Annotated in this window: 17 protein-coding genes; 9 read left to right on the plus strand and 8 right to left on the minus strand. The window is 55.3% G+C overall.

What is annotated here, in order from left to right; genetic code table 11:
- Positions 1-370 precede the first annotated feature (370 nt).
- Positions 371-706, plus strand: a complete 336-nt coding sequence (locus ABEA92_RS07230) for a hypothetical protein (protein WP_345683133.1) — start codon at positions 371-373, stop codon at positions 704-706.
- Positions 707-924: 218 nt separating this feature from the next.
- A complete protein-coding gene (locus ABEA92_RS07235; protein ID WP_345683134.1) occupies positions 925-1,482 on the plus strand; it encodes a DUF309 domain-containing protein in 558 nt (185 codons plus the stop codon).
- 269 nt (positions 1,483-1,751) lie between these two features.
- On the opposite strand, the gene ABEA92_RS07240 is transcribed toward ABEA92_RS07235, so the two are convergent.
- On the minus strand, positions 1,752-3,113 hold the full coding sequence (locus ABEA92_RS07240; protein ID WP_345683135.1) for a sigma-54-dependent transcriptional regulator: 1,362 nt from the start codon (positions 3,111-3,113) through the stop codon (positions 1,752-1,754).
- The gene (locus ABEA92_RS07245) at positions 3,110-4,489 is read right to left on the minus strand and encodes a two-component system sensor histidine kinase NtrB (protein WP_345683136.1); all 1,380 of its coding nucleotides are present in this window, start codon (positions 4,487-4,489) and stop codon (positions 3,110-3,112) included. The genes ABEA92_RS07240 and ABEA92_RS07245 overlap by 4 nt, the downstream gene beginning before the upstream one ends.
- Positions 4,490-4,955: 466 nt before the next feature.
- On the opposite strand from ABEA92_RS07245, the gene ABEA92_RS07250 reads away from it, so the two are divergent.
- The 3 genes from ABEA92_RS07250 (at position 4,956) to ABEA92_RS07260 (ending at position 8,196) form a co-directional block, all read left to right on the plus strand.
- On the plus strand, positions 4,956-6,281 hold the full coding sequence (locus ABEA92_RS07250; protein WP_345683137.1) for a hypothetical protein: 1,326 nt from the start codon (positions 4,956-4,958) through the stop codon (positions 6,279-6,281).
- A 452-nt stretch (positions 6,282-6,733) separates the two neighbouring features.
- Positions 6,734-7,552: an SDR family oxidoreductase gene (locus ABEA92_RS07255; protein WP_345683138.1), complete on the plus strand. Its 819-nt coding sequence runs from the start codon at positions 6,734-6,736 to the stop codon at positions 7,550-7,552.
- Positions 7,553-7,797: 245 nt separating this feature from the next.
- A complete protein-coding gene (locus ABEA92_RS07260; protein ID WP_345683139.1) occupies positions 7,798-8,196 on the plus strand; it encodes a hypothetical protein in 399 nt (132 codons plus the stop codon).
- Positions 8,197-8,498: 302 nt separating this feature from the next.
- On the opposite strand, the gene ABEA92_RS07265 is transcribed toward ABEA92_RS07260, so the two are convergent.
- Complete coding sequence (locus ABEA92_RS07265) at positions 8,499-8,843, minus strand: hypothetical protein (protein WP_345683140.1); 345 nt, start codon at positions 8,841-8,843, stop codon at positions 8,499-8,501.
- 244 nt (positions 8,844-9,087) lie between these two features.
- On the opposite strand from ABEA92_RS07265, the gene ABEA92_RS07270 reads away from it, so the two are divergent.
- A complete protein-coding gene (locus ABEA92_RS07270) occupies positions 9,088-9,366 on the plus strand; it encodes a hypothetical protein (RefSeq protein WP_345683141.1) in 279 nt (92 codons plus the stop codon).
- A gap of 278 nt (positions 9,367-9,644) precedes the next feature.
- Here ABEA92_RS07270 and ABEA92_RS07275 read toward each other — a convergent pair whose 3' ends face one another.
- Entirely contained in the window at positions 9,645-10,595 is a 951-nt protein-coding gene (locus ABEA92_RS07275; RefSeq protein ID WP_345683206.1) for an NAD(P)-dependent alcohol dehydrogenase, read from the minus strand.
- A 264-nt stretch (positions 10,596-10,859) separates the two neighbouring features.
- Between ABEA92_RS07275 and ABEA92_RS07280 the strand changes: the two genes are divergently transcribed.
- Positions 10,860-11,909 (plus strand): hypothetical protein, encoded by a 1,050-nt coding sequence (locus tag ABEA92_RS07280; RefSeq protein WP_345683142.1) that lies wholly within the window; start codon positions 10,860-10,862, stop codon positions 11,907-11,909.
- An 88-nt stretch (positions 11,910-11,997) separates the two neighbouring features.
- Here ABEA92_RS07280 and ABEA92_RS07285 read toward each other — a convergent pair whose 3' ends face one another.
- Positions 11,998-13,434 (minus strand): sulfatase-like hydrolase/transferase, encoded by a 1,437-nt coding sequence (locus ABEA92_RS07285; protein ID WP_345683143.1) that lies wholly within the window; start codon positions 13,432-13,434, stop codon positions 11,998-12,000.
- A gap of 335 nt (positions 13,435-13,769) precedes the next feature.
- Here ABEA92_RS07285 and ABEA92_RS07290 point away from each other — a divergent pair, with 335 nt between their 5' ends.
- Positions 13,770-15,170: an RtcB family protein gene (locus tag ABEA92_RS07290; RefSeq protein WP_345683144.1), complete on the plus strand. Its 1,401-nt coding sequence runs from the start codon at positions 13,770-13,772 to the stop codon at positions 15,168-15,170.
- Positions 15,171-15,487: 317 nt separating this feature from the next.
- Here ABEA92_RS07290 and ABEA92_RS07295 read toward each other — a convergent pair whose 3' ends face one another.
- Entirely contained in the window at positions 15,488-16,840 is a 1,353-nt protein-coding gene (locus ABEA92_RS07295; RefSeq protein WP_345683145.1) for a M20 metallopeptidase family protein, read from the minus strand.
- A gap of 246 nt (positions 16,841-17,086) precedes the next feature.
- On the opposite strand from ABEA92_RS07295, the gene ABEA92_RS07300 reads away from it, so the two are divergent.
- On the plus strand, positions 17,087-18,211 hold the full coding sequence (locus ABEA92_RS07300) for a leucine-rich repeat domain-containing protein (RefSeq protein ID WP_345683146.1): 1,125 nt from the start codon (positions 17,087-17,089) through the stop codon (positions 18,209-18,211).
- Between the two features lie 122 nt (positions 18,212-18,333).
- Here the strand turns inward: ABEA92_RS07300 and ABEA92_RS07305 are convergent, their stop codons facing one another.
- Together ABEA92_RS07305 and ABEA92_RS07310 are read right to left on the minus strand one after the other, a co-directional pair.
- Positions 18,334-19,611 (minus strand): hypothetical protein, encoded by a 1,278-nt coding sequence (locus tag ABEA92_RS07305; protein WP_345683147.1) that lies wholly within the window; start codon positions 19,609-19,611, stop codon positions 18,334-18,336.
- Between the two features lie 201 nt (positions 19,612-19,812).
- Positions 19,813-21,234 carry a prenyltransferase/squalene oxidase repeat-containing protein gene (locus ABEA92_RS07310; RefSeq protein WP_345683148.1) on the minus strand — a complete coding sequence of 474 codons (1,422 nt, stop codon included), beginning with the start codon at positions 21,232-21,234 and terminating at the stop codon, positions 19,813-19,815.
- Between the last annotated feature and the right edge of the window lie 150 nt (positions 21,235-21,384).

A 21,384-nucleotide genomic window follows, 5' to 3' on the forward strand; every position in this document is an offset into this window, starting at 1 on the left:
AAAACTCACGACAAGACTTCGTAAAGGCGAATGCATCTGCTGTGCCAAAAAGGTGCAGTGATCCAGCGGTGCTGGCTTTTGCCGAAGGAGGTGAACCAATCTATTCTTGCAGCGTTGTTTCGGAGGTCGAGCTGATCGCTTGGCCACCACTTTCGCCCGTGTTGAACCGCCGCAGATCCGTTAACGATTTGAGCCGTTCCGACAGAAGAAAATCATGAAATCCGATTGCAAAGCGGTTTGATGGCACTTCGCATGCACACAGGATCAGCTACCCCGATCACGAATACCCCGGTCACGAAGCGAGGTGGCGTTGATTCGGGAAGCGATGCGATGTTTTTCGAGAGCGGTTTGCAACGATTGGGAGATAACGATGAAAAACGAGTGGATACCACGTGAGTGGGACGAACTTTGTCAACGATTGCTGCGACGTGCGGAAACGCAAGGATCGGCATCGTGTCAGCAGCAAGCGAAAGAATTCAGTCAACAGCCCGAGCCAGACAGCTACCCCGAGTTGCTCGATCGGGTGCGTGAAGCGGCGACGTTGGCGATTGGCTGGAGCGACGCTGAGCCCGATGCATCGTCCGAATCAAAAGGATCGTCTACTGCTAGCAAGCAAATGAAATTCGATCCTGAACACGGAGTCGTGGATTCGATTGACGAAGCCAGTGCAGAATCGTTTCCCGCCAGCGACCCGCCTGCGTACTGAGTGGTCGTCAACAATCGTTGTAAACCGCTGGTGGCAAAGCGATCGATCGCAAGCCCGAGGCCGTGGGGGCTCCCTCGGTTCAGTGCACGTTACTATCTTGCGTACACTTTCTTGCGTACAGCGGATTGTGGTGATGGAGGTCATTTCCACCGACACGCTGAACTCGGTTGACCAGACAAAAACTTGCAACGTATCGCTTTTATCCTATGATTCGGCTGGTGATTCCTCCACTGCCACCGCGATTGAGTTCGCGTCCATTTCCGCCCTATGCGTTTGTCCCGGGAATGCATCCGCATCCTGTTTCCGGAGTAGGCGGTCACCGCTATCAATGCGATGAGGATGCGGGGATGCAAAATCCGTCGTCGTTTCCTCACCTGCACTATTTGGCAATCGATCTACTGAACCATGGCTATTATTGGGAATCACACGAAGCGTGGGAGACGATCTGGAAGGCAGCGGAACCGACGACGATGCGAGCCGCGTTCGTGAAAGGACTAATCAAGCTCGCCGCTGCGGGTGTCAAAGCACGCCAGGGAAGTTCAACCGGTGTGCGTCGTCACTCCGAACGTGCTGCCGCGTTATTTGCGGAATGTGACCGGGATGCCACGTTTTGCAGCCGGGATGAATTCGGAATCACGACCGGACAGTTGTCGCAAGCCGCGTTGCAGTTGGCAGCCAACGCCGAACAGATCATCGATACGACCGAGTGTCCCGTTCGCCGAGTCTTGCCGTTTGTGATCGCTCCAGACTTTGCCCCCCCTGTGGCGACGTCATGATCAGGAGTCGCATTTGCGTCAGCGGAAATGCATGATTTTGGACCGGAATTCGGCTGCGGCGAATCGACACCTACGGAATCGGGAGTGCAGAATCGATTTCGACTCAGAAAGACGCGCAGCCCGTGATCGCATCTTGAGGCTGGGTTATTGCCGTTTCACCCGGCAAATGACAACGCGACGCGTCAGCGAGGGACCGAGTCAAGATGAAGATTCCCTCGTTGACGCGTCGGGTTGTGAAAAACTCGCAACGTTAAAACTTTCGCAAAGGGTCAGTGCAGACCATAGCGGCCCATCTTGTAGTGCAGTGTGCGGACGCTGACCCCGAGTGCCTTGGCCGTTTTTTCGCGGTGCGACTCACAAGCCTCCAGTGCCAAATGGATCGTCTCTCGCTCGCAAACCTCGACCGCCTCGGCCAATGAACGAGGCAGTGCTCGATGGGCTCCTTCTTTTCGTGACAGTTCGGCGGGCAGTTCTCCGCTGTGAATCACATTTCCGGTATGTGTTACCACGATCCGTTCCATCACGTTTCGAAGCTGGCGAACGTTGCCTGGCCAGTGCGCGGCAACCAGTGTTTGCATCGCTTCGGGGGCAAGTCGTTTCGATGGTCGGCCGTGACGCTTGCAAAAATGTTCCAAGAAGTGTTCGACCAACAGCGGAATGTCCTCGCGGCGTTCACGCAGCGGAGGGACTTCGATCGGGATCACGTTCAAGCGGTAGAACAAGTCCTCGCGAAACGTGCCATCGGCAATCATGTCTTGGACAGAACGATTGGTCGCAGAGACAACGCGTGCGTCCGTTTGCAAGACCTGTTCGCCGCCGACGCGAGTGAATTGTTTCGATTCGAGCACTCGCAGCAGGTCGACTTGGCTTTTGGCGGACATCTCCGTGACTTCGTCCAGAAACAAGGTGCCACCGGCAGCCTGTTCAAAGCAGCCTGGCTTCTGCCTCGCGGCACCACTGAAGGCTCCCTTTTCATGACCAAACAGCTCGCTTTCCAACAGCGTTTCAGGCATCGCTCCGAGGTTGACCGCAACGAACGGCCCGTCGCTGCGATCGCTAAGGTCATGCAGTGCGTGGGCAACGAGTTCTTTACCGGTACCGCTTTCACCGCGGATCATCACGGTCGCTTCGGTCGCGGCCACTTGGCGAATATGCTGAAATACGCCCTGCATTGCCGCGCAACCACCGATGATGTTCGAGATTTCGCCGGCGCTGGCGAGTTGAGATCGCAGCCGTTGGTTTTCAACCCGAAGTTGGTGATACTCGCGGGCCTTGCGGACTTGTTGGCGGATCAAGTTTAAATCGAGCGGTTTCAAAATGAAGTCAAAGGCCCCCGCATGCATGGCTTCGACCGCCATTTCGACGGTGCCGTGTGCGGTGATCATGATCACCGCAGTCTGTGGCCGTGAGAAGCGTATTTTTTTCAGCAACTCGATACCGGTCATGCCGCTGTTGAGCCGCACATCGGCGATCACCAATTGATAATTCGTCTGTGCGAATTTCGCCAAAGCATCGTCGGCGTTTTCAGCCGTCTCGACCACGTCGGCTTCCGCAGCCAAACCACGCGCTAGTCCCGAGCGAATGTTGGGTTCATCGTCGACGATCAGCAATGTGAATGCATCTGAGCTCATGGGGTTTCTTCCATTGGCAACAGCACCGAAAACTCGGTCCCGCTCGGGCCTGTGCTAAAGTCGATACTACCGGCATGCTGGCGAATAATCTTGTCACACAACGCCAACCCCATCCCGGTACCTTCGTTGCGGGTGGTGAAATAGGGGTCAAAGATTTGTGATTGAATATCCGGCGGGATTCCATTCCCGGTGTCCGCCACATCGATCCTTAGAAAATCTTCCTTCTTGCTCAAGCGAAATCGCAAGGTTCCTCCCTGAGGCATCGCTGCGAGTGCGTTCAGTGCAAGGTTTAAGAGCACTTGTTCAAGTCGCACCGAATCGGCTTCGATCGCACCGAGTGATTCCGGGGGCAAATCGACTTTGACCGAGATGTTTTGCTTTTTGGTTTGGGGATGCAGAAATCGGACAAGCTTTTCGATCAACGTGGCAACGTCAACCCACGAACGGCCCAGCTCGTTGACCGACGCGTAGTTGCGAAAGCTGTCCAGCACATTGGCGATGCGAGCAACTTCGGTGTGAAGCACGTTCAGCAGTTCTTGGGTTTCGTTGTCATGCGTGTCGCCGGCAAGCCGTTCGCACAACAATTGGATATGCAGTGAAAGGGCGCTAAGCGGGTTCTTGATTTCATGCTGCAGCCCCGCGGCTAACGAACCTAGCCCCATGTAACGTTCCATCCGTCGCAACCGTTGCTCCATTAACACACGCTCGGTGACGTCGCGAATATGAATGACCGTACCGATGGTTTCATCTCGCTGGTTTTTAAGTCGGGTGCAACCGGCACGCAGGGTTTGTTCATGGCCATTTCGATTGATCGTGTAATCGCGATCCCGGATCGCGGTTTGACGCAAATTGACTTCGTTGCAAATCGATTCGAGCAACGCATGCTCGGGGCCCGCCTGAGACGGCGTCATCCCCACGCCTTCGTTTTCGCCAAGGCCTAGCAGTTCGCGACCGCGTGGGTTCAAACTTGTCATCGTTCCGTTTCGATCCGTCGTAATGATGCCTCCATCCATGCTGGCACGGATATCGGTGGCCAACACTTGCGCATCTCGCAAGGACCGTTCACTGGACAAATAGCCGCGAATGACGAAGGCAAAGGCAATTGCCGTGCCAATGATATTCAGTACCAACAGGAACGATAGCTTGCTTCGCAATCGCAGGTCTCCCGAAAGCTCTTGGGCTACTGCCATGTCGCTCTCGGGCAAATGTTGGATGATCCGTGCAACGATCTCTTGTTCTCTCGCGACATCAAACAGAATCCAAGTGGTGACTGTCAGTGCGATCAGACTGAAAATGGCCAAACTTGCAGCAAAACGCCTAACCCCGCGGCCATCGGGCACGTCAAACATCGTCGGATTCATTTGATTTTGAGGCATGCTGCTGCGATTTAATCTATTGGTAATACATCGAGGGATCATCGCCGCGATCGGCGTGGTCGCAACCGTGATCGGCTAAGGGCGAAGTCTTTCAAAATAGTGGGAATTCCGCAATGAGCCCGCGGAAACTCCGTCGCTCGGCCACGGAAATGACGATTCGTCTGCAATCGATTGCAGTTTCCCTGCACGTCATTGCAGTAACCCCGCGGCGTGATGACTAGACGAGCGTGTTATAGTGTCAAACCCAATAGAGCCAAAAGCCTTTGAAGCCAGACGGCTTCTCGGTCCATTTTAGTTTTTGTGTTTGATCCCTGTTGGTTTTCCGAACACTGCAGATTTCACAGCGGTGATACTGAGCCGCCCCAGTCGCGGGATTTGCCGACGGGGGGATTCGCTATGGGCATCAAAGTGGTTTCCAGTAAGCAATAAACGCGGATCGCGAACAATACAGTAGAACAGCGTTGTCATGACTGATCTTCCCGATGCCCCTCTATCACACGCTGCCGATCCAATTGCGGCGGACCGTGCAAACGCGGTTAGTCCAATCGCGGGCGGTCATCCCAACGCAGCGGGAAACGGGAACGGCAATGGCAGCCTGATTGAAATCGGAGTGATTGTCGCGGGGCCACTGGATGCAGTGGATTCGCAGGCCGCGAAATTAGCTGTCGAACAAACCGATGCTCGTCTGTCCGAGTTGTTTCCCTCGTTTCGGTTTCATTTTTTTGAGATCAAACGCCCCGAGCTGGCGGGGACCAGCATGAGTGTCAGCGGTCGAGTCGAGCCGAGTTTGCTGCTGCAACAGGCGGTCGAAGAACGAGATTCGCGGCACTGGGACTTTGCGTTTGTCTTGACGGCCGCTGAACTGGTGGGCAACTATTCGCCCTACTGTTTTGCAGCCCTCAGCCGGCCGTTGGATACCGCGATCATCTCGATGTCGTTGATTGACCCTCAGGCATTAGGGGTCGAAGCGAATCCCGAAGAACGGATCGAGCGAATCGCTCGTCGGTTGAGCCGGTTGATGTTGCATAGCATTGGGCACTTGACTGGGTTGGCAAAAAGTGATCATCCCAATGACTTGCTGTATCATCCCCCCAATGCGCAAGCGCTCGACTTGATGGCCGGGATCGATAGTGAGAGTTTGGCACGTCAGCGGGCAGCGCTCGCCGAGATCGCCGATCAACGACTCGAGGAAGGTGCCGGACGACGGTTGGCCTATCCGACATTTGCATTCCGTGCTGCGTGGATCAATCGCAAAGAGATCTACCAAGCGATTTGGGCCGCACGTCCATGGCAGTTTCCTCAGCGGTTGAGCCGGTTGACGATCGCCGCGTTTTCGACGCTGGCGGTGCTGTTGATGACTGCAGAAGCATGGGACTTGGCTCTGGCTCAAGGGGCTGGGAATGTGTTCGTGTTGTTTGTGATCACCATGTTGTCCACCACATTCTACGTGGTGCTCCGGCAACAATTGTTGGTACGTCGTGGGACGCGGCGAAGCGAACAATCGGTGGTCACTTCCGCCGCAGCGTTTGGCATTGTCTTTGTGGGCATGGCGACGACTTGGTTGGCATTGTTCGTTGTAGGCGCGATCTTGGCCCATTTTTTGTTCCCCAACGAGCTAATTGTTACATGGGCATCGTCGACGATTCATACTGAACGTCAACTGAACTCGATAGATCGGCCTCACATGGCGGTGTTTGCCGCTTCACTGAGTTTGCTGATCGGGGCGTTGGGTGCCAGTTTCGAGTCGCAACATTATTTTCGCCATATCATCTTTGTTGACGAAGAAATCTAATCGCGGCCCACGGGATGAGGAACGGCGCGACGGCGATCACGCCTGATTTTCGGATTTCCCGCGTCCCTCGGTTTGACGTTGCGCTATCGTCGTTTTTCTCGGCAAATCACAACCCGACGCGTCAGCGAGGGACCGTGTCATGACCGAGATTCCCTCGTTGACGCTTCTCGGGTTGTGATATAAACGCAACTTAAAAAGTTCGACGCGGGGCTTCGTTTTGAGCCAATTTGCGGGGACGGGATGGTATGTATTTTGCCTCGACGATTCTTTCAATATTGGCAGCCGCAAACGCAGATCATTTGTCTGACCGCCCGGGCTCGCCATCGATCTGTCGCTCCGATGCCCGTATTTCCATTGCACTGTCTTAACCGTCCTGTCTCAGTCGCCCCGTCCCGATCGTACCTACGCGTCGATGATGGTTGCGACCGATCTCTAACTCTGAAACGAATACAATGAATTCACGAAAAGCAATCATCACTGGTGGCAGCACTGGCATTGGACGATCCGCTGCGCTCTGTTTGGCTCGCTCAGGATATGATGTCGCCATCACCTATGTGACCGACGACAAGGAGGCCCAGAATACGGCTGCCGAAGTGGAGTCGCTCGGACGTCGCTGTGTCGTCAAGCAACTTGACCTTTCAGATCCTGAATCCGCCAATCCCTGCGTTGACGCGATGGTGGATCAATTGGGCGGTTTGGATGTGATGATCAGTAACGCAGGAATGATGGTTCGCAAAAAGATGCCGGACGTGGATTTGGACACCGCGTATAAGATTTTTAACGTCAACACCTTCGGTGCGATGATCGCGATCCAACGCAGCATCAAGCATCTGTTGCCAAAGGGGCTCGACGGGCCACCACGGCCAACCCCTGGACGGATCATCGTGGTGACTAGCGTGCATGAGGTGATGGCAAATCCCAGCGATACGCTTTACACGATGAGCAAACATGCGTTAGGAGGCTTGGTCAAGTGTTTGGCACTGGATCTGTCGCCGCTGAACGTCACGGTCAACTCGGTGGCGCCCGGCGAGATTGCCACGCCGATGAATGATATGGGGCCCGAAGATATCGAGAATTCGGTTCGCCCGGCCATTCCGGTTCGTCGGCCAGGCTATCCGGATGAAGTGGGGGCGGTGATCGAGTTCCTGGCAAGCGAGAAGAGTGGGTTTGTGACCGGAGCACGCTGGAGCGTCGATGGTGGCTTCGAGGCCGCCGCCCCGATGGCGGCTTCGGGATACCGCGAGGCGTATTTGAAGGGGGCCAATCCTTAGGCGGCTGGCTGGTTTGCGGCCACCGCTAACGCTGAGCGACCAATTTTGGCCGGAAGCGTGCGGCGAATGAAGCAAATTGGCATCGCTACTGAAATTTTTGGATGTGGCACACCGCTTGCGTCTATGCCCTATCCATGGCCAGTCAACGGCGTGTGGTTGCAATGGGTGCCAGCGACCTGACGGCTAGCCATTTTTGATGTTCAGAGCAAAACCTCCCACCCTCGATAAGTTTAGGAACAAAAACGATGAAACTTGCAATCTCCACATTGGCACTTTCGGTTTGTTTGGCCGCCGCCGGATGCAACGACAGCGTGTACGACGAGCAGGCTGACGCCGTTCGCGACAACACGCAAGAGTATGCGTCGGATGTTCGCGATGAATCGCAATCGACCGCTGAGGCGATCCGCGAAGAAAGCCAGCAAACCGCCGAAAACATTCGCGACCGCTACGAGTCGGCTAAGCCAGCGGTAGAAGACAATGCCGAGGAGCGTGCTGACGCTATCGAAGACCGCGGTGAAGCGAAAGCCGATGCCATCGAAGAGCGTGGCGAAAACAAGGCCGATCGCATCGAGTCGCAAGGCGAAGAGAAAGCGGATCAACTCGAAGAGCTTGATGACGATGACGCGGTAGAAGAAATCGAATAAGCGATCACCATCGCCACAACCGTAAACGATTTGCTCGTTTGCCAGAAACGAAAACGCATAGCGATCTTCGCTATGCGTTTTTTTCGTATCGTAATTGTCGCAGTCGGTCGCCTTGATTGCGGGAAAGGTCGGCGGGGTCTGCGCGATGGCATCCACGTGACCGGATGACAACCACTTCGACAGCTGGTGTATCGATCTATCCGTGACATGCTTCGGCCGACTAGGCAAGACTGATTACACCGGACTCATCGCACAGGATACAGTGCACGGGACACGCTGTGTCGAGACAGATGCCGAGAGGCTTATCGAGCAAGGCTACCACCGTCGAGGATTTGTTGTTCAACGAACAGATAGCGTGGTTTACCACCACGGCGTTCCAGCCGATACAGTGCGGCGCTTCGCACTTCGGACGGCTCTGATCGGGGCTCGCCCCCCAGGAATCGCAACGCGGCTACGCTGACGGCTAGCCACACCGACCTGGGAACGCGATCGACTTGCGAACAAGGTTGCAGCAGTCCGTCATAAGGCCCGCCGATGAACTCGATTTCGTCTTGTTCAATTGGGACGTTGGTATAGACGTCGGAGGCACCATATCGCCCCCGAAAAACATGCGTGATGATTCGCTGAAGAAAGACGATAACTTTCATAATGGTCCCCCCGGACAACGTAAACAAGAAGGCGGTTTTCCCGCGTGACTGGGGCGGAGTGTGTCGGCGTCATTGGCGTGACGTTCCGGAAAAACGAACCCTTGCAACCTGAGTATGCGATGACCGCATTGGGTTGCCGCCCGCAAGCGGAACTTAATGGTGCAACCGATGTGCCTTTGGCAAGCGATTTGCGTGGTTAATCACAGAATCATCGGTATTCGGAATTACACACAGGAGAAGCAAAATGGCATCGACCACCACTGACCACGAAACGATTCGCCAATGGGTGGAAGAACGCGGCGGTGTTCCAGCCACGGTGGAATCGACCGCGGACGACAGCGATTCGGCGGGGCTGTTGAGAATCGATTTTCCGTATGGCTCGCGAAACGATCGGCTTTCGACCATTTCGTGGGAAATGTTCTTCGAAAAATTTGACTCCGAAAAACTTGCCTTTCTGTACGAAGATAAGACATCCGAGAACGAGCTCAGTCGATTCTGCAAATTCGTTCGTCGCGACGACTAGTGCCGCGTCGACTTTCGAAGTCAACGCAGACGCGGCGAATCCATCGATCGGTTGCGAAAAGGTCGCAGCCGATTGTGTTGGGGACAAACCGCTCGGGCGCAACCGGTTGGTCCAAACGCCGCAACCGGGCGGCTCGCCAGCGTTTAAACAGTGAGCCGCGACGCGTAAGCGGCCGGGTCCCACGCATTACCCGATGCCTTACGGCCCACGGCTCAAGCGTTTATTCGTAACCCGGTGCCTTACGGCACTCGGCTCAAGAGTGTTTCAGCGGCGTGACTCTAAACGGCGTTGGGCTTGTTTAGCAGTACGACTTTGCCTTGATCGACTCCGTCTTCAACGCGTCGATGTGCGGCTGCGGCGTTGGCGAAATCGTAGCAACTGTCGATCGTGATCGACAATTTGCCTTGTTCGTACAAACGGATCAGTTCACGAAGATCATCAGCGGACGGTTTCGCTAACATCACCGTCCCCGACTTTGACAGCGGCCACGTGACAAGCGTCATCAACATGCCCTTGACGTCCGGTTCGGTCGATACGTATCGGCCATCGGGGTTCAGCACGTCACGTGATTCGAAATAGCCTGATTTGCCTGCGGCATCGAAGATCAAATCCCAACGCTCACTTGATTCGGTAAAGTCGACTTTCTCGTAGTTGTAGAAATGGTCGGCTCCGAGCGATAAACAAAATGTTTCGTTGTCACCGCTGGCGACCGCATCGACGTGACAACCGAAGGCCTTGGCGATCTGAACTGCAAACATTCCGACGCCTCCGCTTGCTCCGTTGATCAGCACGTGGTCACCGGCTTCCATATTGCCATGGTCTCGCAACGATTGCAGTGCGGTGGTGCCCGCCAACGGGATCGCGGCGGCTTCTTCGATCGTCATCGAATCGGGGATTTTTGCGGTCACGTCGACTGCACAGACTGCGAAATCGGCGAGCGCGCCGCCACGAGCGTGATCAAGAAATGCGATCACCCGATCGCCAGGCGAAAAGGGGGCGTCGTCGGCACAATCAGCAATCACTCCGGCGACATCGTAGCCGGGCACACGAGGAAATCCGCCCGGCAGCAACCCTTTCATTTCTCCGCTGCGAAGCCTATAGTCGATCGGGTTGACGCTCGACGCCAAGACCTCAATCAACACTTGACCCGGCAATCGCCGTGGGACGGGAAGACTTGTTACGTGCAAGACGTCGGCATCGCCATAGTCGTCGTAGACCACGGCACGCATCGTTTGATCAGCATGAGGGGCAGTCAAAGCAGTGGATCTCCCTAAAAAAGTGACGCACGCGTCGCCACAGCCATCGCAGGTCAGCAAAAAATGTGCGTTTTACGCTGCGATACAAATCAATAAACCAAATCCAAGCACAAGTGCAACTTACGTACCGGTGAAAGTGCGCCTCGTCGACTGTGAATCGGTGCCTAGTCATCCGGGCCTACGGATCGCCCGATGTAACCCCTGATGACGCCCGGATTGCGGTAAGGCTGGAAACGAATGAATAGTTTTGATCAAGATCCATTTAGTCCTGTACCCCACGGGCATGAAATGCAGGAGGCTGTAAGCCAGCGGCCTGCCACCAGCCTTCGTGATCCCGCATCAAGTCGTCGCCGCATTTTCCTCGCCACTGCGGCCATTCTGATCGCGGTTTGGTTCGTGACGAACATTGCGGCATCGCTGCTCAATTCCCAATTCGTTTATGGCGGCCCCTTGGGTGAAACGACGATTGTGTCAGTGATTTCGTCAGGATTGATGGGGATTACTCAGGGGATCCTGGTCGCTGCTGCGCTGCAAATCGCGGTGTGGTGGCAATGGCCGGCGCCGCGGCGACCGTCTTGGAAGATCCTCGGTTTGCTGATTGCCAGCTACAGTGCGCTGAATCTGTATCCCTACTTGGACTTTCAGATGTGGCAGATGTTTGGAGAGCGATGGTATGGGATGCTTGGCTTGATGCTCGTTTTCCACCTGATCGTCGTTCCGCTGTATCTGTTAGGGATGAGTGTCCCAGGACGGCTTTGGCAATTCCGCTTGATGGATACCCGGGATGACAAGGTCTCGGCCCCGCTGTCGTCGCCATCGCCGCAGCGCTGGAGCATTGCGGGGATTTTCCTGATGACGCTTTTGATTGCCGTTTTGATGGCGGTGTATCAGGGGATGCGGCGGCTGTTTGAACCCGAACTCAGCAGCTCGGTCGTGGTGAGCTATCCACCGAATGATTTAGTCATGATGCTTTACCACGCCGCCGATATCATTGCCGATTTAATCGTGTTGTGGGCGGCCTCGCTAAGCTATTTGCGACGGCACCGTGTCGCCGTGGTGTTGTTGCTGTTTTCGATCTCGCTATCGACGTTAGCCGAATATGCCTACATGTCGATCGTCAACGCAGGACAACCCTTCGTCCAAATTGGATGGTTTTCCATCTTCGTTCGCCATGGGGTCAGCGTCGCTGCGGTCTATCTGGTTTCGCGATGGTGTTTTCGTCGCTGGCGAACCGCGGGCTTTCAGATGCGAGGCTGGGTGCAGGGCCGCGAAATGGCGACACGATAACGCCGTGTTACTTGCCTGAGCGACTTCTTCGCGTGTTACTTCGTCCTCTGGCGACTGCCATTCGCAATGGCAGTCATGGATTGCGAAATCAGCGAGGCTCTGACTTCACGCCCCAATCATCGTAGTGTTTTGCACTTTCGGCGTCCCACATCGGAGAGGAGCCCCATAGTGGCACCGTGGCCAGCGATGCTTCCCATTCTCCCAGCATCTTGTAGAGCTGTTCGGCACGTGAGCGGTCGGCATCAAAACGGTCGTCAGCTTCCGCAAGATCGCTGGTCACTTGAAATAATTGAGCGGGACGATGCGACAGCGTGATCAGTTTGTCCTCGCCATCGCGAACCGCTGTTTGACCTTGCAGTCGCCAAAACAGCGTGCGAGTAGCCGGGGCCGATTCTCCGCGAAGCTGTGGCAACAAATTGATGCCATCGTAGGCTCCGTATTTTGCTTCGGCGCGTCGGCGATTGCGTTTGTCCTCGTGCGAAGGAGACGGCTTCAGTGGTAACAGCTCCGCCCCAGCCGCCGCCATAAACGTGGGCAACACATCCAAGCTTGAAACCACCGCGTCGGTTCGTTTGCCGGCAGGTAACTGCCCAGGCCATGACCAAATCATCGGCACGCGAACGCCGCCTTCACGCAGAGAGCCTTTGACGCCTGAAAGCGGCCCATTCCAGCTGCCATTATTGGTGGCGCCACCGTTGTCCGAAAAGAAAACGATCAAGGTTTCTTCGAGCTGGTCGGTTTCGTCCAAATAGGCACGGACGCGTCCGACCCCACGATCCAGGGCGTACATCATCGCGGCGTAAGTGCGACGTTTGGGATCGCTGATATGAGCGAACTTTGCAAGATCTTGATCCGTTGCCTGCATCGGCGTATGAGGGGCGTTGTAGGAAAGCATCACCATCCAAGGCTGCGATGCCGCTTCGTCTTGGCCTTGGATCCAGCGAAGGGCTTCGTCGGTGAAAAAGTCCGTCAGGTAAGGACTCGAAAACTCACGCAGCGGTTCTCCGTTTCGCTCCAATTGATGTTTGTCGGGGGTGGGAAAGTAATTGTGGCTGCCGACCAACATGCCACAAAAATGGTCAAAGCCGCGAGCGTTAGGATGATGGGCTTCGTGGCTACCCAAATGCCACTTGCCAACGAGCGCGGTGGCGTAACCGGCAGAGCGAAGTTGATCACCCAATGTGTGCTCGCTCGGTGACAATCCGAGCAACTCGGGACGCGTGCCATACGCGGCAGCGGATTGATTCAAATTCGATTCGTAGCCAAAGCGGCGGGGATCACGTCCGGTCAGAAGCCCCGCTCGCGATGGAGAACAAACGGAACTGGTAACATACGCCTCGCTACAGAAGACGCCCGATTTCGCGAGCGAATCAAGGTGCGGCGTCTGCAGTTGCTGGCTGCCGGTGTAGCCAAGGTCGCCATAGCCCATGTCATCGGCCAATACGATCAACAAGTTGGGGCGGTCGTTAGACGCCGCAAACAGAGTCGAGCGGCTAGCGGCAACCTCGCATGTGACGAAAAGCAAGACAAAAAAAGCAAAACGCAAGCATCGTTGTGCGGATGGGGTTGGGAGCTGAAGCATGGCTGAGTTCACTGTGGTTCGCCCGGGAAATCGATCGCGTTTAGAAATCGTCATGGTGTGCCGAAACATGTTAATCTGAATTCATCATTTTGTGGCATTGGGATTGAACAACAAGCATCCTTCGATGTGCGAAAAGCGAGAAGTATAGAAAAGTTTTCGTTGAAAATGGCGAGCCTATTGGCTCCATCGTTGTCTTGATGCATTGGGGACTGTGGATTTAGACAGTGGCATGGGACGCTGTCCCGCGTTCGCATAGCGACCGAAAGAAATCGCGACTTATGATGAAAACACGTGAACTCAGCAATCTTGGCGTTCCCAAAGGATCGGCGATGCAGATCGCCAAAGAAACGATCCGATTGGCAGCAGAATCGGGTCTGCAACGCACTGTGCTTCGTGACACGATCGCCAGCGTCGTCGGCTCGCCAACATCGTACCTTGACCATGAATTGTGGGGGAAATTGGCGGCCGAGTTGGCGGGGGTGTTCGCTGCCCAGTCGCGTTACGTCGGTCGCGAGCAAGCTGCGCCTTGGCGACAATGGGGCCGCGATCTCGATCCGACCGCCGTCCAGCAGATGGCTCATGCCTGCGAATTGCCAATCTCGCACAGCGGAGCGTTGATGCCGGATGCGCACCAAGGGTACGGGCTACCGATCGGCGGAGTGTTGGCGACCAAAGATTGCGTGATTCCCTACGCCGTGGGTGTCGATATCGCTTGCCGTATGAAAATGACGGTCTTGGATTTACCCACTACCGCATTGGAGAAACAGCAGGACCGGTTGCGGGGGGCGATCGAACGAGAGACGCAGTTCGGAATCGGAGCTCGGTTTCGCAAGCCTCGTCAACATGATGTGATGGATGCCGATTGGAACGTATCCCACATCACCAAAATGAACCGTGACAAGGCGTGGAAACAATTGGGAACCAGCGGAAGTGGAAATCACTTTGTTGAGTTCGGGATTTTGACGCTTCCGCGTCCGGATCTTGGCCTGGAACCGGGGCAATATTTGGCACTGCTCAGCCACAGCGGGTCGCGAGGTACCGGAGCGGCGGTGTGTGATTACTACAGCCGTGTGGCCAAGCAATTGCATCCCGAGCTGCCGCGTGAACTCGTCAACCTTGCTTGGTTGGATCTCGATTCTCAAGCGGGCGGCGAGTACTGGGCGGCGATGAATTTGATGGGAGAATATGCTGCGGCGAATCATGCCTGCATTCACAAAGCAATCGCCAAACACCTTGGTGTCGATGTGATCCTGGATATCGAGAATCACCACAATTTCGCTTGGAAAGAAACCCATGCGGGTGAAGAGTTAATTGTCCATCGAAAAGGAGCCACGCCTGCGGGGGCCGGAGTATTGGGGATCATCCCCGGTTCGATGGGGGCACCGGGGTACGTGGTTCGCGGCAACGGTGTCGAGTCGTCGCTGCAAAGTGCGGCACATGGTGCAGGCCGCAAGATGAGCCGAACCGCAGCAAAGCGTCAATTCAATTGGACAGACGTGAAGCCGTTTTTGGCCAAGCGAGGCGTAACGTTGATGTCGGCCGGGTTGGACGAAGTTCCGATGGCGTACAAGGACATTGATGAAGTCATGGCGTCGCAACGCGATTTGGTAGACACCGTGGCTCGGTTTGATCCCAAGTTGGTCAAGATGGCCCCCGCTGGCGAACGTCCCGAAGATTAAGCACGGCGTTGCGACGGATTGAGCTTTGTAGCGGAAGTCGCGGGCGGGCTGTTGATTTAGGCGTACAATGGACTTCCTAGTCCGTCGAATACACCATTGACGGACGAGGAAGTCCGTCATACACCCCTGCCGCAGGAAACTTCACTAAATCAACAGCCCGTCCGAACTTTCGTTGGCTTGACTTATGCCCGCCAAAACGGACGCGCGAGTTCCGCTACGGAATGTATCACTGCGGCAGCCGCAGTGGCTGGAATGTAAAAACGCATTCGTTTTCGTCCTTGCTCCGGCCTACGGGGCAAGTTGTTCCGGCCTGCGGGTCAAGGCGACGGCTGCAACAGGTCCAATAACGATGCGGTCATCGTGGTAAAGGCGGTCTTTAGCGTTTCCGGAGCATCCGGGTAATAGATTCCCGAATGCAGTGATGGTGCGGGGATGCCAAGCTGCTCGAAACGATCGAGTCGCGATTGATCGACCGAGCCGACGGAGTACATCAAGATCGGCACTCCGGCGATCCCGTAACGGCTAAAGTCCTCGCCTCCCATCGATTGTTCACCTGGGATCATGTTTTCTACCCCAAGCACATCGGAAAACAGCTTCGTCATTCTTGCTGTCAATTCGTCATCGTTTCTCAGCGACGGGGTGCCTTGGCTGATCAGGACGTCCGGTTCTTCGGCATTGTGTGCCATCGCAACTGCCAAGGCACGTCGGCGAATCGCGGCGAGCACTTGTTGTCGCACTTCCTCGCTGTAACTTCGTACTGTCAATTGCAGCTTGCAATCGTTGCCAATCACATTGTGTTTTGTGCCGCCGTGAATCGAACCCACGGTCACCACCGCTGGCTCGATCGGTTTCACTTCACGGCTGACGATCATCTGTAGCGACAACACCAAATCCGCGGCTTGGACGATGGGGTCGATCGTTGAATGCGGAGCCGAGCCATGACCGCCACGCCCCTTCACGGTGATGTCGACGCTGTCGACGTTGGCGAGCGAATAGCCGGGCATCAAGCTGATTGCGCCGGTGGGCTTGTCGGCGCTGACGTGAATGGCCAAAGCATAATCAGGCTTCGGGAATCGCGTGAACAAACCGTCTTCTAACATTGCCTTGGCGCCCTCGCCAAGCTCTTCGGCGGGTTGGCCGATCATCATCAGCGTTCCCGACCATTGGTCTCGATGTTCGCTCATGTAACGGCCGACGGTCGTCAAGTTGGTCATGTGGATGTCATGACCACAAGCATGCATCACGCCCGTGCTGCTGCCGTCTTCGCGAGTTGATTGCACGGTCGAGGCAAATGGAAGCGGCGTTTGTTCGGTCACCGGCAGCGCATCCAAATCGGTGCGAATCATCACCACCGGCCCGTTGCCATTACGCATGACTCCCACAATTCCGTGGCCACCGACGCCGGTGGTCATTTCGAAACCGAGTTCCTGCCAAATTTCGGCCAACTTCGCCGCCGTCTTCTCTTCCTCAAACGAAAGCTCGGGATGTTGGTGTAGCCAACGATACAGATCGAGGAAGTCATCTTGGTTTTGCTCGAACCACTTCACCGCCGAAGTAGAGACGATTGTCGAGGTGGTCGGCGATTCGGCCGAGACGCTCAAAGGGGTTGTCGTTTCATGGGCCAGTAGAGCTGCCAGCAAAACGATCGCGGTGCAAGAGCGAGAACGCATAAAAATGCCTTTGTCAAAGATAGAGAAACCACGCCAGAGCTTTATTCTAAACGTTCATCCGTGCGTCTGCTATGATTACGCGAGTTCATGCCCCCTTGATGCCTTGGCAACGTCCTACCCCCTGCATGACGCCCTGCAATTTTTGATCGCTCTGCTACGCTCGGTCCATCCATCGGTTTATGCTGTTAGACATTTATGCTGTTAAACAAGCGTAACGACTCCACTTTAACCCACCTAGTTTGATTCATGCGAATTACATCTCTCACGTTTGCATTTCTAGTTCTTGGCAACTGCCTTGTCCTTAGCACGGGCTGCGATTCGAAGCAGGAACCGGCCGACCCCGCTCCTTCGGCTGCAGCGGCAAAAGTCCAACCGGCTGCCACAGACGATCCCGAGGCGGTGGCGGCGATTGAAGCCACCTCAGCCAAAGTGAAAAAGGATGCCGACGGCGCGATTGTGGAAGTCGATTTTCGTGGCACCTCGATCGATGACTCGCAACTCGAATTGCTGAAACCACTAAAACGGGTCCGTTCGGTCTTGCTGGGTGCGACGGCGATCAGCGACGAGGGACTGAAAACGCTCGCCGAAGTCACAACGCTGGAAAATGTTGATCTGCGAGATTGTAAAATCGGCAACGCGGGACTGGCCAATCTGACACCGCTTTCCAAATTGAAAGCACTGCGATTGTCCGGAAAAAGTGGCGACTGCTCGGTCGACGACGACGGGATGAAGCATGTCGCCAAACTTAGCAACCTAAAGGTGTTGGCGATCGACTTTTTGTGGATCAGCGAAGTGGGGCTCGAGGAAATAACCGGCCTAAAGAACTTGCAAGAGTTGTACATGGCCGAAACCACAATCGGTAACGACGCGATCACGATCCTCGCCAATTTTCCGAACTTGAAAAAACTTCGATTGGCGAAAAACCAAATCGATGCGATGGGAATGGCCGAGCTGCCAAAAATCAAAAAGCTCGAAGAGCTTGACATCAGCGAGTGTGCTCAGCTGTTTGATGATGCAATGCAGCCGCTCAGTGAGCTTGCCAATCTAAAGAAGTTGAACGTGTGGCGAGTCAATATTTCGGATGCGGGAGTCGAACCGCTCAAGGGGCTGACGTCGCTCGAGTCGTTGAACCTGGATAACACGCGGCTCACCGACGCAGGTATGCCGTACCTGAGTGACCTGACGAAATTGACCTTCTTGCATTTGGGGTCGACGCAAATTAGTGACGCGGGACTGGTTCACCTCGAAGGACTGACGGCACTGAAAGATCTGAAAGTGACTCGCACCGCCGTGACTCAAGAAGGAGTCGATAAGCTGAAACAGAAATTGCCTAAGACTGACATTCAGCTGAAGTACATCGAAGGCGAGTGATCCAATTCGTCCGATCCGGCAGCTGGGTTCCCGCAGCGAAAGTCGCCAAGACTTTTGGCCAAGCTCGGACGTCATCAACCGCTGGATTCCAAACTAAGATTGTCGCTCGGCTTTCCAAGCCGTTAGCGTGTCGCGGTGGATGACGCGGGAATACCACTGAGTTGCCGATCGGCAAAGTGGGCGGCAATCAAGGCCAATGCGGAACACATCAGCGGATCATTCTCTTTCATCAACCCGCTGCGTCGGTTGACGATGCTGCCGTCGGGACTCTGATGACGACGCAATCGATCCACTAACTGATCAGCCCAATCACCGCTGATCCCTAGTCGCCAATATGCTTCCGCCCGGACCGCTTGGTGGTAGAAATAGACTGCTTCGCCCCAAGGTTCCGGGTAATCTCGAGGAATACCGTCGGGGTATTCCCAGTCGTCGTGCTGCTGAAGCCATTTCTTCGCCGCGACAACTCGCTCGTCGTTCATATCCACGCCTGAAGCCAACAATGCGATCACGCCATCACACGTCGCAGTGGCATAGCTGCGGAAAAACGTCTGGGCCTGAGTCTGCCCGATCCGTCCCTTGTTCGCAGCCAAAACGATCGGCGAAAAGTAGAACCCGCCATCATAAACGGCGGTCCGCTGCGTTTTGTCTTGGCTCGTTGTGTGTTCGAACGCGGGCTGAGGACGACGTTCACTCGGGTGTTTTTGCAGCAATCGCAGAAAATGTTGAGCATTTGCGAAGGTTCGATTTAATTGGGATTGTTCTTTAGCCGAGTCGGCGTCCGCCACCGCACGGCGATGACCGCTGTCGCGGAGGGCCGCCAAGACCCAGCGGGTGTGAGCCAAATCCATGTGCCCGGTTTGCCCAGCGGGTTGCGGCCCCCCAAATCCCCATCCACCATAGGCGAGATGTGTCTTGGGGAAGCCGCGTGACTCGGTGAACTGCTCACCGATCAAAAAGCGACGTAGTGAATCAACCACGGCGCCATGGTCAGACATCGCGTTAAAACAACGCAGTGCAAACGCACTTGCAAACACCGGATACTCCAAGACATCCGGGTCGGCCACACCAAGCACACCGTTTCGCATGTGGTTGATCATCCACGAGTGGGCTTGCGCTGCGGTAACCGATTCGACAAACTTGGAATCGCAATCTTGCAAGATCGACAAGACAAACGGGGTTAACGCCTGTCCGCTTTTCAGCAACGCATACGTCTGACTTCTCCATGCTCCATCGGGCGACTGCTGAGCAAGCAGATAATCACGCAGTGACTTGATCAGCGTCTGAGACGGCGATCGCACCTCGTCCTGCTCCGTCGCATTCAGTGTCCGAACACGTGATCCGAGAATCGATGCCGCGATTCCGCTGACTAAAAAAACACGACGAGATATTGAGGGGTTCATCACGCAATGACCAAAAATGGGGGCGGAGTTTTTGCTGTTCAAGCCGAACCGGCCGAGTGAGCCGCTTATCCGTAGTGGACGTGGCTACACGTCCTGCACGCTGGATCTTTCGCAAGATCCAATACATTTGTTGATCCAAGAATCTTTTAGCAAGATCCACGAATCTTGGTGGCACAATCGACGTGCCTAAACGCATCTGCATTACTTCGCAGACGCGATCCGCTTCAGAAGCTTGATGTCGTTTTGAGTGGTGATCACTTGCAATGCCGCCGCGGTGCAGAACACGGGACTGGTAATGCAGTGGTGTCCGTTCCAGCTGCCGTCGGGGTTTTGCACCATGGCTAGTCGGTCGATCATCTTGGCGTTCCATTTTTCCCAAGCATCACCTCCGGCGATCACCAACGATTCGCTAGTCATCAGGTAGCTCAAAAATTCTTCGCCGCCATTGTTACCGAACCCTGACAACAAGCGTTCGTCATCGAGCCGACTCAATTGAGCTTGGTTTTGCACCACGGCATCGCCCAGTAATTTGGCTTTCTGAGCGTCTTTGCCGGCGATTCGCAAGTTTTCTTCGGTGACGTCCGCATCAGCGGCCAGCTTGCCTTGCTTTTTGGCTTCGTCGATCGTCTGCTCGGCTTGGGCCGCATCTGCCGCATTGCCACGCAAACCACCCGAGAACGCGTACAGTTCAACGCCAGCCGCTGCACCCGAGGACGCTGCTCCTGTTTCGGCGTTCACATTGCGTTTTTGATATTGCTGAGCCTTTTCTAGTTTCTTGACGTCAACGTCCTTGCCAAGTGCCCTGGCGAATTCAAGCGAATTACAGCTGAGAGCGGATTGTAGCACCGGAGCCCATCCGCCACCGGTACTCCAGCTGCCGTCTTTGGATTGAGTGCGTTGGATTCGCTCGAGGCAGGCGGCCAATGCTGATTCAACTCGCTTGTGCCAGCGATCGTTTTTGGGCAGCACTTCGGACACACGTGTCAAAAATTGGGCCGTCATCGCCGTATCAATCATCTGACCCAATTTGGTTTGCGGCTGAGTGCCTTGGATCGATGTGATCCGGTCAGCGTCGGGATCCGCGTTCTCGACCGCTTTGACCAGATAACGCATCGCTTTGACCACGCTATCGCGATACTTGCCTTCGGTGGGCGTGTGCCCGGCACGCATCAATGCCGATGCGGCAAACGCGGTCGTGGCAGGATCCGATGGAAATTTCGCCGGATCAAGGATCTGCTGCTGAGCATGGCTGCCGCCGCCCCAGCCACCATCGGAATGTTGAGCTGCGACCAGCCAACTGAGCCCCTGATTGACCATCTTGGTGGTCGCTTTCTTCTGCGTCTTGTTGTTTTTCTTTTTGGCTTTTGCATCCTTGGTCGTTTTCGCTGTATCCGCCCGCTCTGTATCCGCCTGCTCTGTATTCGCCTGCTCTGTATTCGCCTGCTCTGTATTCGCACGGTCAGCCGCCGGATCGATCGTAGTCGTCTGCGCAGCCGGGCGAGACAATTCGGCGGGAAGCGTTGCCGGTTCGTCGGCCACAAGATTCAAGGTCAATGCGGTGGCAACGACGCTGCACAAAAGGCCGCGACAAGACCAACGCGGCGTGAAGGAAGAAAGGGACATCACGTTCTCTCCGAAGCAACAAGAAAAGAATTCGCGTGAACGCAGTTGGCTGCCACGCGAAGGGAGCTTGCACTATCGAAGTTAAACGAATCGGAGTCCGATTTATTAGGAAAGCGATTGCTTTGACGTGAATTTTACAATCGACTGAGA

The sequence above is a fragment of the Novipirellula caenicola genome (assembly GCF_039545035.1).
GTDB classification, from domain to species: Bacteria; Planctomycetota; Planctomycetia; order Pirellulales; family Pirellulaceae; genus Novipirellula; species Novipirellula caenicola.

Bases quoted from the DNA above. Each gene is read 5' to 3' on its own strand.
- ABEA92_RS07300 (WP_345683146.1), top strand. From the start codon at position 17,087: ATGCGAATTACATCTCTCACGTTTGCATTTCTAGTTCTTGGCAACTGC.
- ABEA92_RS07305 (WP_345683147.1), bottom strand. From the start codon at position 19,611: ATGAACCCCTCAATATCTCGTCGTGTTTTTTTAGTCAGCGGAATCGCG.
- ABEA92_RS07310 (WP_345683148.1), bottom strand. From the start codon at position 21,234: ATGTCCCTTTCTTCCTTCACGCCGCGTTGGTCTTGTCGCGGCCTTTTG.
- ABEA92_RS07270 (WP_345683141.1), top strand. From the start codon at position 9,088: ATGGCATCGACCACCACTGACCACGAAACGATTCGCCAATGGGTGGAA.
- ABEA92_RS07255 (WP_345683138.1), top strand. From the start codon at position 6,734: ATGAATTCACGAAAAGCAATCATCACTGGTGGCAGCACTGGCATTGGA.
- ABEA92_RS07290 (WP_345683144.1), top strand. From the start codon at position 13,770: ATGATGAAAACACGTGAACTCAGCAATCTTGGCGTTCCCAAAGGATCG.
- ABEA92_RS07250 (WP_345683137.1), top strand. From the start codon at position 4,956: ATGACTGATCTTCCCGATGCCCCTCTATCACACGCTGCCGATCCAATT.
- ABEA92_RS07295 (WP_345683145.1), bottom strand. From the start codon at position 16,840: ATGCGTTCTCGCTCTTGCACCGCGATCGTTTTGCTGGCAGCTCTACTG.
- ABEA92_RS07275 (WP_345683206.1), bottom strand. From the start codon at position 10,595: ATGCGTGCCGTGGTCTACGACGACTATGGCGATGCCGACGTCTTGCAC.
- ABEA92_RS07245 (WP_345683136.1), bottom strand. From the start codon at position 4,489: ATGCCTCAAAATCAAATGAATCCGACGATGTTTGACGTGCCCGATGGC.
- ABEA92_RS07280 (WP_345683142.1), top strand. From the start codon at position 10,860: ATGAATAGTTTTGATCAAGATCCATTTAGTCCTGTACCCCACGGGCAT.
- ABEA92_RS07260 (WP_345683139.1), top strand. From the start codon at position 7,798: ATGAAACTTGCAATCTCCACATTGGCACTTTCGGTTTGTTTGGCCGCC.
- ABEA92_RS07265 (WP_345683140.1), bottom strand. From the start codon at position 8,843: ATGAAAGTTATCGTCTTTCTTCAGCGAATCATCACGCATGTTTTTCGG.
- ABEA92_RS07240 (WP_345683135.1), bottom strand. From the start codon at position 3,113: ATGAGCTCAGATGCATTCACATTGCTGATCGTCGACGATGAACCCAAC.
- ABEA92_RS07230 (WP_345683133.1), top strand. From the start codon at position 371: ATGAAAAACGAGTGGATACCACGTGAGTGGGACGAACTTTGTCAACGA.